Genomic DNA, 12,642 nt, shown 5'->3' with positions numbered 1-12,642 from the left:
TGGTTAGTTGAGAGAAATGGATACAGACAATTCACCGATCGCCCAGGTATCCAACGCGTTCCTGGAATACCAGTACCAGGTGCTGGGCATCCACGAGTACATGAGCTCGCCGGATGTGACGGAAATCTGTATCAACCGGCCGGGGGAGCTCTATCTGGAGACCCGGTCGGGCTGGAACCGGATCGAGGTGCCGGGCCTGACGTTCGATCGGGCCCGGCAGTTCTGCACCGCGGTCGTCAACGAGAGCAACACCGGCCAGCGCATCACCGATGCCGACCCGGTGGTCTCGTTGACGTTCCCGACCGGCCAGCGCGCCCAGTTCGTGATCCCGCCGGCCTGCGACGCAGGCAAGGTCTCGATCACGATCCGTTTGCCGTCCAAGCACAGCAAGACCCTCCAGCAGTACGAGGAGGACGGCTTCTTCGCCCAGGTCGTCGAGCAGACGCACGTGCTGAGCGAGCACGACCGCGAGCTGCTGGAGCTGCGTGCGTCGAGGAACTACGCCGAATTCTTCAAGAAAGCCGTCCAGTACAAGAAGAACGTCGTCGTCGCCGGCGCCACCGGCAGCGGCAAGACCACCTTCATGAAGTCGCTCGTCAACCACATCCCGGCCTACGAACGGCTGGTGACGATCGAGGACGCGCGCGAGCTCTTCATCGAACAGCCGAATGTGGTGCACTTGCTCTACTCAAAAGGTGGACAAAGCACGAGCAACGTCACGGCCAAGAGTTGCATGGAGGCCTGCCTGCGTATGAAGCCCGACCGGATCATCCTGGCCGAGTTGCGTGGCGACGAATCGTTCTACTTCATTCGTAACTGCGCCTCGGGCCACCCGGGATCGATCACCAGCTGCCACGCCGGCAGCATCACCCAGACCTGGGATCAGCTGGCGTTGATGGTGAAGGCTTCGAACGAGGGCTCGGGATTGGAATTCGCGGTCATCAAGCGTTTGTTGATGATGACCATCGATATCGTCGTGCACATCAAGGCCCACGCCGGGCAGCGCTATATCACGGGCATCGATTTCAATCCGGAACGCGCGCACGCCGAATAGGTGCGCTGCGTTCGCGAAATTCGTGAAAAAGTGACGTAAGTGTGCATAGCCATTGACAATCCTGGCTCCAACATGAATCATTGCGGCGTCGTTCCAACTGCTAGCAACCCATTCATTTTTGGTCTGTTTACAGGGGGTCGGCGCCAAGGTCGGCAGGGGGGATCAAGGAATGTTGCCCGGAATTGAGCTGATGAACTGCCCGGGCTTGGCAGTTCCACATGAAGTGATGCACCACGTCGTGCGCGTGGAGTCGTCCTTTAATCCCTACGCCATCGGCGTCGTGGGTGGCCGCCTCGTGCGCCAGCCCAAGAATCTTCCCGAAGCGATCGCGACCGTGCGCATGCTCGAGCGCCGCGGCTACAACTTTTCGCTCGGCGTCGCCCAGGTCAATCGCTACAACCTCGGCAAGTACGGTCTGGACTCTTACGAGAAAGCCTTCGAGGCCTGTCCGAACCTGCAGGCCGGTTCGCGCATCCTGGCCGAGTGCTACAGCCGCTCCAACAACGATTGGGGCAAATCTTTCAGCTGCTACTACTCCGGCAACTTCGTCACCGGTTTCCGGCACGGCTACGTGCAGAAGATCTATGCCTCGATCAACCGGGCTGCGAGCAACGAATCCGACGGGCAGGCGATCGCGGTGATCGGCAAGTCGCCGCGCGCCGAGCCCGCCGGGGCCGCCGTCGCCGCGGCCGCCAAGCCGGTCTACGCGCCGGGTCGCCAGTCCGGCCCCCAGCGCCTGGCCGCCGCGCTGGCCACTTCGCAGCCGACCCCGGCACCGCCGCCGATGGCCGCGCCGATGCCCCAGTTACCGTTATCAGCTACACCAATGCCAGTTTCTTCACCGTCTGCGGTCCAGCCCGTTTCGATGGGCATGGCCGCGCTGGTTCCGCAGGCGTCCCAGCCGGTCAGGGTGATGCCGATGAACGCGGCTGCGGCCGCCGCCGCTCCGTCGAAGGAGCCGTCACCGGGAGACCAGGCTTTCGTTTTCTGACCACCGATCCACCAGCGCCAAACCCTTAGCTCCAATTCCCTAGCTCCAATTCCCTAGCTCCACCCCTAGACCCACGATTCTTCTCCACCACCTTTGTCCACTCGCGAACTAGAAGGGATCTCTTCATGAACAACACCATTCTCAAGAACTTTGTCTCTGCCTTCGGTATGGCGGCTCTCTTCGTCGGCATGCTGGCCCTGCCGGAACTGGCGTTCGCTCAGCCGGGCGGCGGCGCCAATGCCGAAGAACGCGTCAGCGGCTTCATCAACAACCTGAACTCGTTGCTCAATATCGCTTCGATCGCGGTCGTGACCATCGCCGTGATCTTCGCCGGCTACCAGATCGCCTTCGCTCACAAGCGCATCGCCGACGTCGCTCCGGTCCTGATCGGCGGCTTCCTGATCGGCGCCGCCGCCCAGCTGGCCAACATGGTGATCCCGGAAGACGTCGGCCAGAACGTGATGGTGATGACCGTCCTGTCCTCGTATGCATAAGAACGCGCTGTTTCGCGGCTGTACGCGCCCGCCGATGTTCCTCGGCGTGCCGTACATTCCCTTCGCCTTCGGCGCCGGGACCTCGATGCTGCTGACGTTCTATATCGATATGTGGTGCATCTTGCTGTTGCCGGTGGTGATTTTCATCATGCGGCAGATGACCCGGCGAGATGAGCTGATCTTCCGCTTGCTAGGTCTGCGATTCCAGTTCCGCGCCCGTGTGCGGAACCTGGAGCATCACCAGGGCATGTGGGTGTTCACGCCGAACCTGTATCGCAGCCCCAGCGACAAGAAAGCGAAAAAATGAAGTCCCGGACGTCATTGCGGCTCGCCCGCAGTGACGTCCGGCTTTGCCGGTAGCCGTTCGCCGGCAGCTGTTCGCCGAGTTCCTCGACCGGTCCTGCCGTCCAAGCCATCCAGCAATAGCCGCCCCATCCACCCAAGAAGGCACGTACTCCCCAATGCTGACGCCCGACGCTCCCATCAGCGAGTTCATCCCGCTTTCCACCCACGTATCGCCGACGGTGCTGAAGACGACCGGGGGCGACTTCCTGTTGGTGTGGCATTTGGGTGGGTTGCCTTTCGTCGGGCGCGAGGAGTGGGAGCTGGAGCACCGCCACAACACGTTCAACCGGATGCTGCAGACCCTGCGTGCGCCGGACTTCGTCAACGTGGCGTTCTGGGTGCACGACATCCGCCGCCGTCGCCGCGTCAACACCAAGAACCGGTTCGATCAGGTCTTCAACCAGGAATTGTCGGACGGCTACTTCGCGTCGCTGTCCAGTCAGAAGCTCATGCAGAACGAGCTGTATCTGACGATGATTTACCGCCCGATCGTGTCGGGCAAGCGTTTCGTCGAGAAGTCGACGAACGTCGAGCAGCTGAAGGAAGAGCAGGACCAGGCGATCGGCAAGCTCATGGAGCTGGCCAGCAACGTCGAGGCGGTCCTGAAGGACTACGCGCCGTACCGGCTGGGCATGTACGAGGCCAAGAACGGCCTGGTGTTCTCCGAGTCGCTGGAGTTCTTCGGTTACCTGCTCAACCGCATCGACGAGCCGGTGCCGGTGCTGCCGGCCCCGGTCTACAACTATCTGCCGGTCAGTCGGCATATGTTCTCGAGCAAGTCGGGCGACTTCGTCATCAATACGCCGAACGGCGTGAATCATTTCGGTGCGATTCTCAACATCAAGGAATACACCGACGCCACGTACCCGGGCATCCTCAACGGCCTGAAGTACCTGGATTTCGAGTACGTCGTGACGCATTCGTTCAGCCCGATGGGTCGCCAGGACGCGCTGAAGGCGCTCGACCGCACCAAGGGCATGATGATTTCGTCCGGCGACAAGGCGGTCAGCCAGATCATCGAACTCGATATGGCGATGGACCAGCTCGCCTCGGGCAACTTCGTGCTCGGCGAGTATCACTTCACCTTTACGGTGTACGCCGACAGTCAGGAAAAGCTCGCTCAGCATCTGGCGATGTCGCGCGCCGAGCTGTCCAACGCCGGCTTCATTTCGGCCAAGGAAGATCTGGCCGTGGCGTCGTCGTTCTACGCCCAGTTCCCGGGCAACTGGAAGTACCGCACGCGCCTGGCCAACGTCAGCTCGCTGAACTTCCTCGGTCTGTCGCCGTTGCATAACTTCGCCACCGGCAAGAAAGAGAACAATCCCTGGGGCGACTGCGTCACCACGTTGCAGACGACCAACGGCCAGCCGTACTACTTCAATTTCCACGCCACCCATCCGGCCGAGAACTCGCTCGGCGAGAAGGCCATCGCCAACACGATGGTGATCGGTAAGTCGGGTACCGGTAAGACCGCGCTGATCAACTTCCTGTTGAGCCAGGTGCAGAAGCTCAAGCCGGTGCCGACGATCTTCTTCTTCGACAAGGATCGCGGCGCCGAGATCTTCGTGCGCGCCTGCGGCGGCAACTATCTCGCTCTCGAGAACGGTCAGCCCACCGGCTTCAATCCGTTCCAGTGCGAAAACAACGAAACCAATACCCAGTTCCTCTCGGACCTGATCAAGGTGTTGGCCGGCAAGACCGTGTATTCGGCGCGCGAGGAAGAGGACATTTTCCGCGCGGTCGAGAACATCCTCGACACGCCGCCGCACCTGCGCAGCATGACCAACCTGCAGAAGAGCCTGCCCAACATGGGCGATGACGGTCTGTATGCGCGCCTGCGCAAGTGGACCGCGGGCAATTCGCTGGGGTGGGTGTTCGACAACCCGGTCGACACGGTCAACCTCGAGAAAGCCAGCATCATCGGCTTCGACTACACCGACGTGATCGACAACCCCGAAGTGCGCGTGCCGGTGATCAACTACCTGCTGCACCGCCTCGAAGAGCTGATCGACGGTCGTCCGTTGATCTACGTCATGGACGAATTCTGGAAGATCCTCGACGGCAGCGGCGGCCTCAAGGAATTCGCCAAGAACAAGCAGAAGACCATCCGTAAACAAAACGGCATGGGTATCTTCGCGACCCAGAGCCCGGAAGACGCGCTCGCCAGCGACATCTCGGCATCTCTGATCGAACAGACCGCGACGCTGATCCTGCTGCCGAACCCGAACGCCAGCCGCGAAGACTACATCGAGGGCCTCAAGCTCACCGATGCCGAGTACCAGGTCGTGAAGGGCCTCGACGAGCGTTCGCGCTGCTTCCTGGTCAAACAGGGCCACTCGGCGGTCGTCTGCCAGCTCAACCTGCGCGGCATGGACGACGCCTTGGCGGTCATTTCCGCTTCGACCGACAACATCGACATCATGCATCAGGTGCTCGAGAAGGCAGCCCACAAGAAGGGCGTGACGCAGGGCGACCTCGTTCCCGCCGATTGGCTGCAGGACTTTTTCGACAACCGCAAGGGTTCGGGCAAGGGTCCGGCCAAGAAGGCGGTTTCCGATTCCGCCGCGGCCTGAGCCTGGCGAACCGTTTATTCAGCAGTATCTGACGTCAACCATCAGATCAGGAGAAGGAAGATGAAATCGAACATTGCCAAGCAGGCGCGCACTAAGAAGCTGGCTGTCTGCGCACTGGCGTTCAGTAGCGTGATGGCGGCCGGAAGCGTGAATGCGCAATGGGTGGTTACCGACCCTGGTCACACCGTTCAGAACGTCGTCCAGCAGATTATGGTCTCGGGCGAGCGTGCGATAGAGTTCGGCAAGCAGATTGACGAGTGGAAGAAACAATACGAGCACTTCCAGCAGCAGCTCATCAAGTTCCAGAGCTTCCTGAATAATCCGATCGCCTTGCCGAATTCGGAGCCGTGGGTCGAGCTGGACAAGACCGAGGTCGTCAAGCAGAAGTGCGGCGATAGCGGCGGCAGCCTGCTTGGCCGGCTGATGGACAGCGTCGGCTTGCAGCTCAATGGCGACCTGGCCAAGCAGCAGTTGCAGGTGTGCGTGAACATCGAAAGCGCCAAGGTCGACAAGTTCAACTACACGGTCAAGTTCGCTCGCGACTCGGTGCCGCAGATGCAGAGCCTGCTCGGCAAGATCCAGGGCCAGCGCGGGACCAGCAGCAGCCAGGGCAACATCCAGGGTGTGGACAGCGAATCGATGCGCCTCGCCAACGACCTGGACATCAAGTACCAGTCCTGGCAGGCGCAGATGAAGACTTACGATGCCTACATTGCTGCGATGATGGACAAGCAGAACACCTTGGCCACGCGCGCGCTCAAGGGCGAGCCGAACCCCCTGGGGCAGGCCGTCAGCACCATGGTCCTGGCCGACGCCCTTACCAATTAGGGAGAGAGGGAAGATGAAAACGAATGCCAAGCAGGCGTACAAGAAGAACCTTGCGGTTGGTGTCCTGGCGCTGAGCTGTGTCATGGCGGCCGGTAGCGTCAACGCGCAATGGGTCGTCACCGATCCGGGGCATATGGCCGCGAACATCGGTCAGCAGATCAAAACCAGCGTCGAGCGCGCGGCAGAGTTCGGCAAGGAAATGGCCGAGTGGAAGAAGCAGTACGACCACTTCCAGCAGCAGCTGATCCGGTTCCAGAGCTTTCTGGATAATCCGATCGCCTTGCCGACCTCCGAGCCCTGGCGCGAGTTGGATAAGGCGCAGGTGGTCGAACAGCGTTGCCGCCAGCCAAGCGGCGGGGGCAGCATTCTCGGCAATCTGATGTCGCGTGTCGGCCTGAACCTCGACGGTAATCTCGCCGAGCAGCAGATGCAGATCTGCGTGAACATCGAGAGCGCCAAGGTCGAGAAGTTCAACTACACCGTCAGGTTCTCGCGCGACACCGTGCCGGAAATGCAGCGCTTGCTCGGCCAGGTACAGAGCCAGCGCGGGACCAGCAGCGATCAGGGCAACGTGGAAGGCGTGACCAGCGAATCGATGCGCCTGGCGAACGATCTCGATATCAAATACCAGATGTACCAGGCGCAGATGGGTATCTATGACGCCTACATCGTGGCGATGATGGACAAGCAGAACACATTGGCCAAGCGCGGCTTGAAGGGCAAGCCGTCCTTGATCGGACAGGCCTTCAGCACCGGCGTGATGGCGGGCGCTCTGCAATGACAGGCGCGAACGGCGACGTTCGAATCAAGGCTGCCTTGCGATATGAGCGTCGCATGCAAACAGGCCTAAACGGCAACAGCGATTCCAGGGATAGCGGGTGCAGCGATGATTAAGGGACTTAACCTCACCGGTGGGTGGCTGTCGGGCACCAGTCCGATGGATTGGCTGAATCTGCAAATCAATTCGGTCGGGGACTTCATGTTCTTCCGGCTGATCCTGAACTACTTGCGTCAGGAGATATACGACTTCGGCCTAGTCATGATGGGGAATGCGATGGCATGGGTCGGCGGTATCGCGCTGACCTTGATGACCTTGTGGATCCTGCTTCAGGGCTATCGCATCGTCAGCGGCATGTCGCGCGAGCCGATGATGGCTTTGGTGACCAATGCGCTGCGCGCGACCTTCATCGTCGCCGTCGCCACCTCGATGGGCGCGTTCGGAACGGATTTGCATAAGTTCCTGACGGTAGACGTCAAGAAGGAAATCAATTGGCTCGTCACCGACGATCCGAACTCCACCCCGGAATCTCAGATTGACGAGAACCTGGGCTGGATGCAGTTGGCCTGGTCGAGCATCGATGCGATGCAGGTGGTCAGCGATCCCGAGTTGAGCGATCAAAAGAAAACCGCCATGTGGGCGGTAGGTTTCGGCACCGGCGGTCCCGCCATCACCGCGGGTATTTCCCTGTTGCTTTATGAAATTGCGATGGCTTTGTTCATCGGATTGGGACCAATATTCATATTATGTTTGCTGTTCGACCAGACAAAGCAACTGTTCAGCAAGTGGCTGTACTATGGCATCGGAACCATGTTTTCGATGGCGATGTTGAGTGCAATGGTCGCGATCGCCATGAAGATGGTTGCGAAGGTGGCGTTCGTCTTCTGGGGTACCGCGATCGCCGGCGCGATCCTGGGTCAAAACTTCACCCAGGGCATGTCGAGTCAGGCGTTGCAGCAGGGCGGTCTGGGTTTGATCCTTACTGTGTTGATCGTCAGCGCGCCGCCGATGGCCGCGATGTTCTTCCAGGGCGTGTTGGGTCAGTTCAGTTCATACAATGTATTTGATAAGTCAGGGTCGCAAGGCGCTTCGCCGGGTCCCGGTATTCCTCCGCAAGGTGGTGCACAGCCGCAGCGAGCAGCCGAATCACAAGGTAGTCAGTACCATGCTCAGATGCAGTCACAAGCTGCAGCTCCGCGATTCACAGGCCAACAGGCTAACGCGGAGCCCTCACCGGGGCAGCGTGGGTTGGCAGGCAACAGGGAATAGGAGTTCCAAGCGTGAAAACGGTCAGTCTCTTGGCAGTAATCGGTTTGTGTGCTTTCTTCGCGAATCCAGCCTTGGCGCAATGCCAGGCTGGGATGCCGTCAGCGGGGAACCCACAATGCATTCCGCCGAGTGCCTGGCCGCAGAACGCACCAGCCCAGCAATCGGCTCCCGCAGGTCCGAGTTGGAAATTGACTTGGGGCGCTATCGCTATCGATTTGGATAGTGGTGATGTGGGAACAGCAGTTGGGAAGCTCAATAAGAGAAAGGCTGAACGCGAAGCGCTCGATCGCTGCCAGGCAAACGGCGCGAGGGGTTGTAAGAAGGTTCTGTTTTCCTATCAGAATCAATGCGCGGTCATTGCGTGGCCGGCTGTTGTGGGAGTCGGTGCTGGGGTTATTGCGCAAAGTGGAGCTACCGTTGCAGCTGCGTCTGAAATCGCACTAAAGAGATGTGCCGGTACGAGTGTTGGTGATAGCGGAAAATGTCGCATCGTTTATTCTGAGTGTTCTGATCCAGTGCTCGTATCGCGGTGACTTCGCTCTTTGGGCGCGTTTCATGTTTGTGTCGATGAATAACTAGAGAGCCCGCGTCGTGGAGATGCGGGCTTTTTATTGGTGTGTTGCCATAAAGCTCGATAGTGCGGACGTATAGAAATGAAGGGAATCCATTTTTTATTGTTCGGTGTATTGGTGTTCGGCTCCGAAGCGAGCGCTCAGTGTCCCGGTGGTATTCCCGCTGCGGGCAACCCGCACTGCATTCCGCCGAGTGCCTGGCCGCAGAATGTGACCTCCTCTCAGGCTGCGCCCACTGCGCCAAGATGGAAACTGACTTGGGGCGCCATCGCGATCGACCCCATCACGGGGGATGTCGGCACTTCAGTTGGTAGTGCCAGTAAGAAGAAGGCGGAGCGGGAAGCCTTGAAGGATTGCGCCGCGAAAGGCGCAAGTGATTGCGCAAGGCTGGTTTTCGCTTATGAGAACCAATGCGCGGTCATCGCTTGGCCGTCCGTGCCTGGAGCAAGAATTATCACGCAAGGGGCTGAAACGGTCGAATTGGCGTCAGATCTCGCACTCAAGAGTTGCATCGGCGACGACGCCGACAATAGCCGCGGATGCCGGATCGTTTATTCGGAGTGCACAAGGCCGGTGCTTGCCGATTAAAGTTATGTTTGCCTGCACTTTAATGCGGGAGTGTCATCGAGATGCGGCTGTCTTGCTCCGAACGGTGAGAGCCAGCTTGGCTTGATGCGACGGAGCGAAGCTGAACAAAGGAATGTTGAGATGAAACCTATCTGCTTGCTATTGGTTGGTATCTGCATGCTCTGGGTGGGCACCGCTTCGGCGCAGTGTCCGGCTGGCATTCCCGCTGCCGGGAACCCTTCGTGTGTACCTCCCAGTGCATGGCCACAGAATGCTCCTGCGCAGCAGGCTCCTCCTGCCGCACGCTGGGAAAGTCGTTGGGGCGCCATAGCCACGGATGCGCCGAATGCCGTCTTAGGCACCTCGACCGGAAGGAAGTCCAAGCGGCAAGCTGAGGCACAGGCGCTTTCGGAGTGTCGCGATAAGGGCGGTCGCAACTGTGTTCTGGACGTTGCCTACTTCGATCAATGCGCGATTCTTGTTACCGGGGACAAGAACTACAGCGTTCATACGGCCGGATCCGTCGACAGGGCATCTGAGCTTGGCATGCGGCAGTGCGGTCGTGACGACACTCATTGCCGCATCCATTACGCGAATTGCAGTCCTCCACAGCTAGTCCGGTGACACGATCTCTACGGTCGTTCCGTTCGCTGGTACGGCAGTCAGCTAAAGAGGGTGTCGTCTCGCGACAACCGTCGATCCCTGTGAGTTGGTAGCTCTCCAAAACGACGAGACCTTCACAGTCCACCGCTTTGGATCTATAAGATCCGTGCTTTCGCAGCGCGGGGCCCTCCGATGAAGGGGGGAGGGCGGAATGCAGGGGGCGAACTCCGCAAGCAACCGACTTTGCCTCGTTCATCCGCTTCACTTCGGTCCGATTCCACCTTGTCCGCAGCCCGTCCGGGCGCGTTTGCGGCTGTGCTAACCTGCGGTTCTGGGCTGCAAAGGAGTCGCAGTGAAGCCGAATCGAATCATCCTGTTGCTGTTGGCCGCCTCGCTCTGCGCATGCAGGGCCGACTCGGGCCGGGGACAGGCGGACGCGGCGCCAGTGGTCAAAGCACAAGCGCAAACCGACAGCGCTGCGCCTATGGAGAACGCGATGGATAGCAACGCTTCCGAAGCCACGGCCGAAGCGGTCGTCGCCAAGAGCCCGACCCGCTCGTCGACCGAGTTGCAGGCCGCCTTCAAGAAGGACATGGCCTACGCCGATCTTCGCAAGCTCGTGCTCGAGGGCGGCTGGACCCCGGTGGTGGAGCCGGCCTGCAAGAAAAATGTGGGCGGCGAAGCTGAAATTTGTGATCAAATTCCCGAATTGGATGCTTGCAGTGGCGACGGCTACTGCATAATGCACTTTGAAAGCGTCAGCAGCGGCGAGAAGTTGGACGTGACGACCTATGGAATGGTCGAAGACTGGAACGTCGCTGGTGAGGATTCGCGCTTGAACGTTACCGAGTGGGGCTTCGCGAAAGCCTCCAAGGGCTGAGGACAGGCCAGGAGGCCGCTCCAGCTCGCAAGAAATCGTGGCGCAGATGCGCCATTGCGGTCCCGGGTCTGCAAGTGCCCGGTCCGTAAAGTCGAAGTCGGCTCACGCCGGTTTCGCATGGCCTGGAAAGATTCAGGATGAATCGGTTTTCCAGGTAACCATCGACTTACTTGCTTGAGCTGGAGGCTCACTACAATGGGAAACAGACTAGGCGACCTCATCGCGCAAGGTGAGGGCGGGTACAATTCTTACAATCGCGGAAGCGCGGGCGACGCCCGTGGCGCCACGATTGATTTTTCGCGCATGACCGTCGGCGAGCTGCAAGAAGCGCAGCACCTGCCGCGACGCGATCCCGACCGCCTGTTCGCGGTCGGCAAGTACCAAATCATCCCCGGCACCATGGACGGCGCGGTTCGCGGGCTTCGGCTCGACCCGGACCAGCGTTTTACGCCGGAGCTCCAGGAGCGGATCTTCTCCGACTACCTGATCGTCCAGAAACGTCCCGACATCCACGGCTACATCACCGGCAAGCCCGGTGTGTCGCTGCACGATGCTCAGGAAGCGATGGCGGCCGAATGGGCCAGCGTGGCCGATCCCGACACCGGCCGCAGCCGGTACGGCGGAGTGGGAGGCAATCGCGCTTCCATCTCGGCCGAGCGGGCCGGCGAAGCGTTGCAGGCGATGCGGGCCGAGTACAAGGCCGCGATCGACCAGGGCCTGACGCCACAAGCCGCTTGGCGGGCCGTCAACGACGCATCCCCGACCCAGGGCCAGACCCAGACGACGCCGCGCGCACCCGAAAGGGACGCGATGGCCGACGGCATGTTGAAGCGTGGCGAGCATGGCGCGGAAGTGCGCGGCATGCAGGAAACGCTCAACAAGCTCGGCTACCGCGACGCGCAAGGGCAGCCGCTCAAGGCCGACGGCGACTTCGGCGATCGCAGCAAGCAAGCGCTGCAGGCGTTCCAGCAGGCGCATGGCCTGAAGGACGACGGCATTGCCGGCCCCAAGACGCTGGAAGCGTTGAAGAAGGCCGAGCAGGCGCCCTTGTTGTCGAATGCGGCGCATCCGGACCATGCGATGTTCAAGGGCGCGGTGGACGGGCTGGAAAAGCTCGGTCCGCAGGCGTTCCACAATCGCCAGGAACTGGAGCGCGCCGCGGCGACGCTGACGTACGAGGCCAAGGTGAGCGGTCTGAACCGGATCGATCACGTGGTGCCGAATGCGGACGGAAGCGGGCTGTTTGCGGTCCAGGGCGGCTTGACCGACCCGGGCAGCCAACGCGCCCACGTCAACAAGGCTCAGGCGGCGAACCAGCCGGTCGAGCAGTCGACGTTCCAGGTCCAGCAGGACGCACCGCAGCAGGCCGCGCCGACGCAAGAGCAAAAGCCGAAGGTCCTGACCGCGTAAGCGCGCGGCGCTCCGTTCGCGCATGCGATCGGAACGCCGTCTCGCTCGGTCGGCGTCGCCTCGTGCCCGTCGTTGCGTGCGCGTAAGCGTGCGTGCCGGCGCAGCGGTGGTCGCGTCCGTTCGGTGGCTCCCAGCTCTTTCGTCGTCACTCGTGCGCCGGTCTGGCCAGGCCGTCCCGGTCGTGCCCGTGTCAGCGACTTTCTTTCAGCCAGCCGGGCCCGATCAGCACTGCGAGCGCAGTCTGTTCCGCAGCCGCGTTCGGCGCTGGAATACGGATC

General features: G+C 60.7%; 13 protein-coding genes. All 13 read left to right on the top strand.

Annotated elements, in window-relative coordinates; all coding sequences use genetic code 11:
* Window positions 1-16 precede the first annotated feature (16 nt).
* The 13 genes from virB11 (at window position 17) to GLA29479_RS24550 (ending at window position 12,364) form a co-directional block, all read left to right on the top strand.
* On the top strand, window positions 17-1,054 hold the full coding sequence (gene virB11, locus GLA29479_RS12035; RefSeq protein WP_031370739.1) for a P-type DNA transfer ATPase VirB11: 1,038 nt from the start codon (window positions 17-19) through the stop codon (window positions 1,052-1,054).
* 181 nt (window positions 1,055-1,235) lie between these two features.
* The gene (locus tag GLA29479_RS12030) at window positions 1,236-2,045 is read left to right on the top strand and encodes a lytic transglycosylase domain-containing protein (RefSeq protein WP_211265088.1); all 810 of its coding nucleotides are present in this window, start codon (window positions 1,236-1,238) and stop codon (window positions 2,043-2,045) included.
* A gap of 125 nt (window positions 2,046-2,170) precedes the next feature.
* Window positions 2,171-2,539 (top strand): TrbC/VirB2 family protein, encoded by a 369-nt coding sequence (locus GLA29479_RS12025; protein ID WP_057917814.1) that lies wholly within the window; start codon window positions 2,171-2,173, stop codon window positions 2,537-2,539.
* The gene (locus GLA29479_RS12020; RefSeq protein WP_081930610.1) at window positions 2,532-2,846 is read left to right on the top strand and encodes a VirB3 family type IV secretion system protein; all 315 of its coding nucleotides are present in this window, start codon (window positions 2,532-2,534) and stop codon (window positions 2,844-2,846) included. The genes GLA29479_RS12025 and GLA29479_RS12020 overlap by 8 nt, the downstream gene beginning before the upstream one ends.
* Window positions 2,847-3,000: 154 nt before the next feature.
* A complete protein-coding gene (locus GLA29479_RS12015; protein WP_057971737.1) occupies window positions 3,001-5,457 on the top strand; it encodes a VirB4 family type IV secretion/conjugal transfer ATPase in 2,457 nt (818 codons plus the stop codon).
* Window positions 5,458-5,517: 60 nt separating this feature from the next.
* The gene (locus GLA29479_RS12010) at window positions 5,518-6,285 is read left to right on the top strand and encodes a TrbJ/VirB5 family protein (RefSeq protein WP_057971736.1); all 768 of its coding nucleotides are present in this window, start codon (window positions 5,518-5,520) and stop codon (window positions 6,283-6,285) included.
* 13 nt (window positions 6,286-6,298) lie between these two features.
* On the top strand, window positions 6,299-7,066 hold the full coding sequence (locus GLA29479_RS12005) for a TrbJ/VirB5 family protein (protein WP_144436497.1): 768 nt from the start codon (window positions 6,299-6,301) through the stop codon (window positions 7,064-7,066).
* Window positions 7,067-7,171: 105 nt separating this feature from the next.
* The gene (locus GLA29479_RS12000; RefSeq protein ID WP_144436496.1) at window positions 7,172-8,332 is read left to right on the top strand and encodes a TrbL/VirB6 family protein; all 1,161 of its coding nucleotides are present in this window, start codon (window positions 7,172-7,174) and stop codon (window positions 8,330-8,332) included.
* A gap of 92 nt (window positions 8,333-8,424) precedes the next feature.
* Window positions 8,425-8,865 (top strand): DUF4189 domain-containing protein, encoded by a 441-nt coding sequence (locus GLA29479_RS26125; protein ID WP_082638598.1) that lies wholly within the window; start codon window positions 8,425-8,427, stop codon window positions 8,863-8,865.
* Window positions 8,866-8,985: 120 nt separating this feature from the next.
* Entirely contained in the window at window positions 8,986-9,492 is a 507-nt protein-coding gene (locus GLA29479_RS23710; RefSeq protein ID WP_082638596.1) for a DUF4189 domain-containing protein, read from the top strand.
* A gap of 84 nt (window positions 9,493-9,576) precedes the next feature.
* The gene (locus GLA29479_RS26120; RefSeq protein ID WP_082638594.1) at window positions 9,577-10,095 is read left to right on the top strand and encodes a DUF4189 domain-containing protein; all 519 of its coding nucleotides are present in this window, start codon (window positions 9,577-9,579) and stop codon (window positions 10,093-10,095) included.
* Window positions 10,096-10,426: 331 nt separating this feature from the next.
* Window positions 10,427-10,954: a hypothetical protein gene (locus GLA29479_RS11995; protein ID WP_144436494.1), complete on the top strand. Its 528-nt coding sequence runs from the start codon at window positions 10,427-10,429 to the stop codon at window positions 10,952-10,954.
* Window positions 10,955-11,257: 303 nt separating this feature from the next.
* A complete protein-coding gene (locus GLA29479_RS24550) occupies window positions 11,258-12,364 on the top strand; it encodes a peptidoglycan-binding domain-containing protein (protein ID WP_057971733.1) in 1,107 nt (368 codons plus the stop codon).
* The last annotated feature ends 278 nt before the right edge of the window (window positions 12,365-12,642 follow it).

Source organism: Lysobacter antibioticus, from assembly GCF_001442535.1.
Taxonomy (GTDB): domain Bacteria; phylum Pseudomonadota; class Gammaproteobacteria; order Xanthomonadales; family Xanthomonadaceae; genus Lysobacter; species Lysobacter antibioticus.
This window is presented reverse-complemented; position numbering and strand designations above follow the sequence as displayed.

What these genes read in the sequence shown, in the direction of transcription:
- GLA29479_RS26120 (WP_082638594.1), top strand. Translation starts at nt 9,577, where the DNA reads ATGCGACGGAGCGAAGCTGAACAAAGGAATGTTGAGATGAAACCTATC.
- GLA29479_RS12015 (WP_057971737.1), top strand. Translation starts at nt 3,001, where the DNA reads ATGCTGACGCCCGACGCTCCCATCAGCGAGTTCATCCCGCTTTCCACC.
- virB11 (WP_031370739.1), top strand. Translation starts at nt 17, where the DNA reads ATGGATACAGACAATTCACCGATCGCCCAGGTATCCAACGCGTTCCTG.
- GLA29479_RS12010 (WP_057971736.1), top strand. Translation starts at nt 5,518, where the DNA reads ATGAAATCGAACATTGCCAAGCAGGCGCGCACTAAGAAGCTGGCTGTC.
- GLA29479_RS24550 (WP_057971733.1), top strand. Translation starts at nt 11,258, where the DNA reads ATGACCGTCGGCGAGCTGCAAGAAGCGCAGCACCTGCCGCGACGCGAT.
- GLA29479_RS12000 (WP_144436496.1), top strand. Translation starts at nt 7,172, where the DNA reads ATGATTAAGGGACTTAACCTCACCGGTGGGTGGCTGTCGGGCACCAGT.
- GLA29479_RS23710 (WP_082638596.1), top strand. Translation starts at nt 8,986, where the DNA reads ATGAAGGGAATCCATTTTTTATTGTTCGGTGTATTGGTGTTCGGCTCC.
- GLA29479_RS12025 (WP_057917814.1), top strand. Translation starts at nt 2,171, where the DNA reads ATGAACAACACCATTCTCAAGAACTTTGTCTCTGCCTTCGGTATGGCG.
- GLA29479_RS26125 (WP_082638598.1), top strand. Translation starts at nt 8,425, where the DNA reads ATGCCGTCAGCGGGGAACCCACAATGCATTCCGCCGAGTGCCTGGCCG.
- GLA29479_RS12005 (WP_144436497.1), top strand. Translation starts at nt 6,299, where the DNA reads ATGAAAACGAATGCCAAGCAGGCGTACAAGAAGAACCTTGCGGTTGGT.
- GLA29479_RS12020 (WP_081930610.1), top strand. Translation starts at nt 2,532, where the DNA reads ATGCATAAGAACGCGCTGTTTCGCGGCTGTACGCGCCCGCCGATGTTC.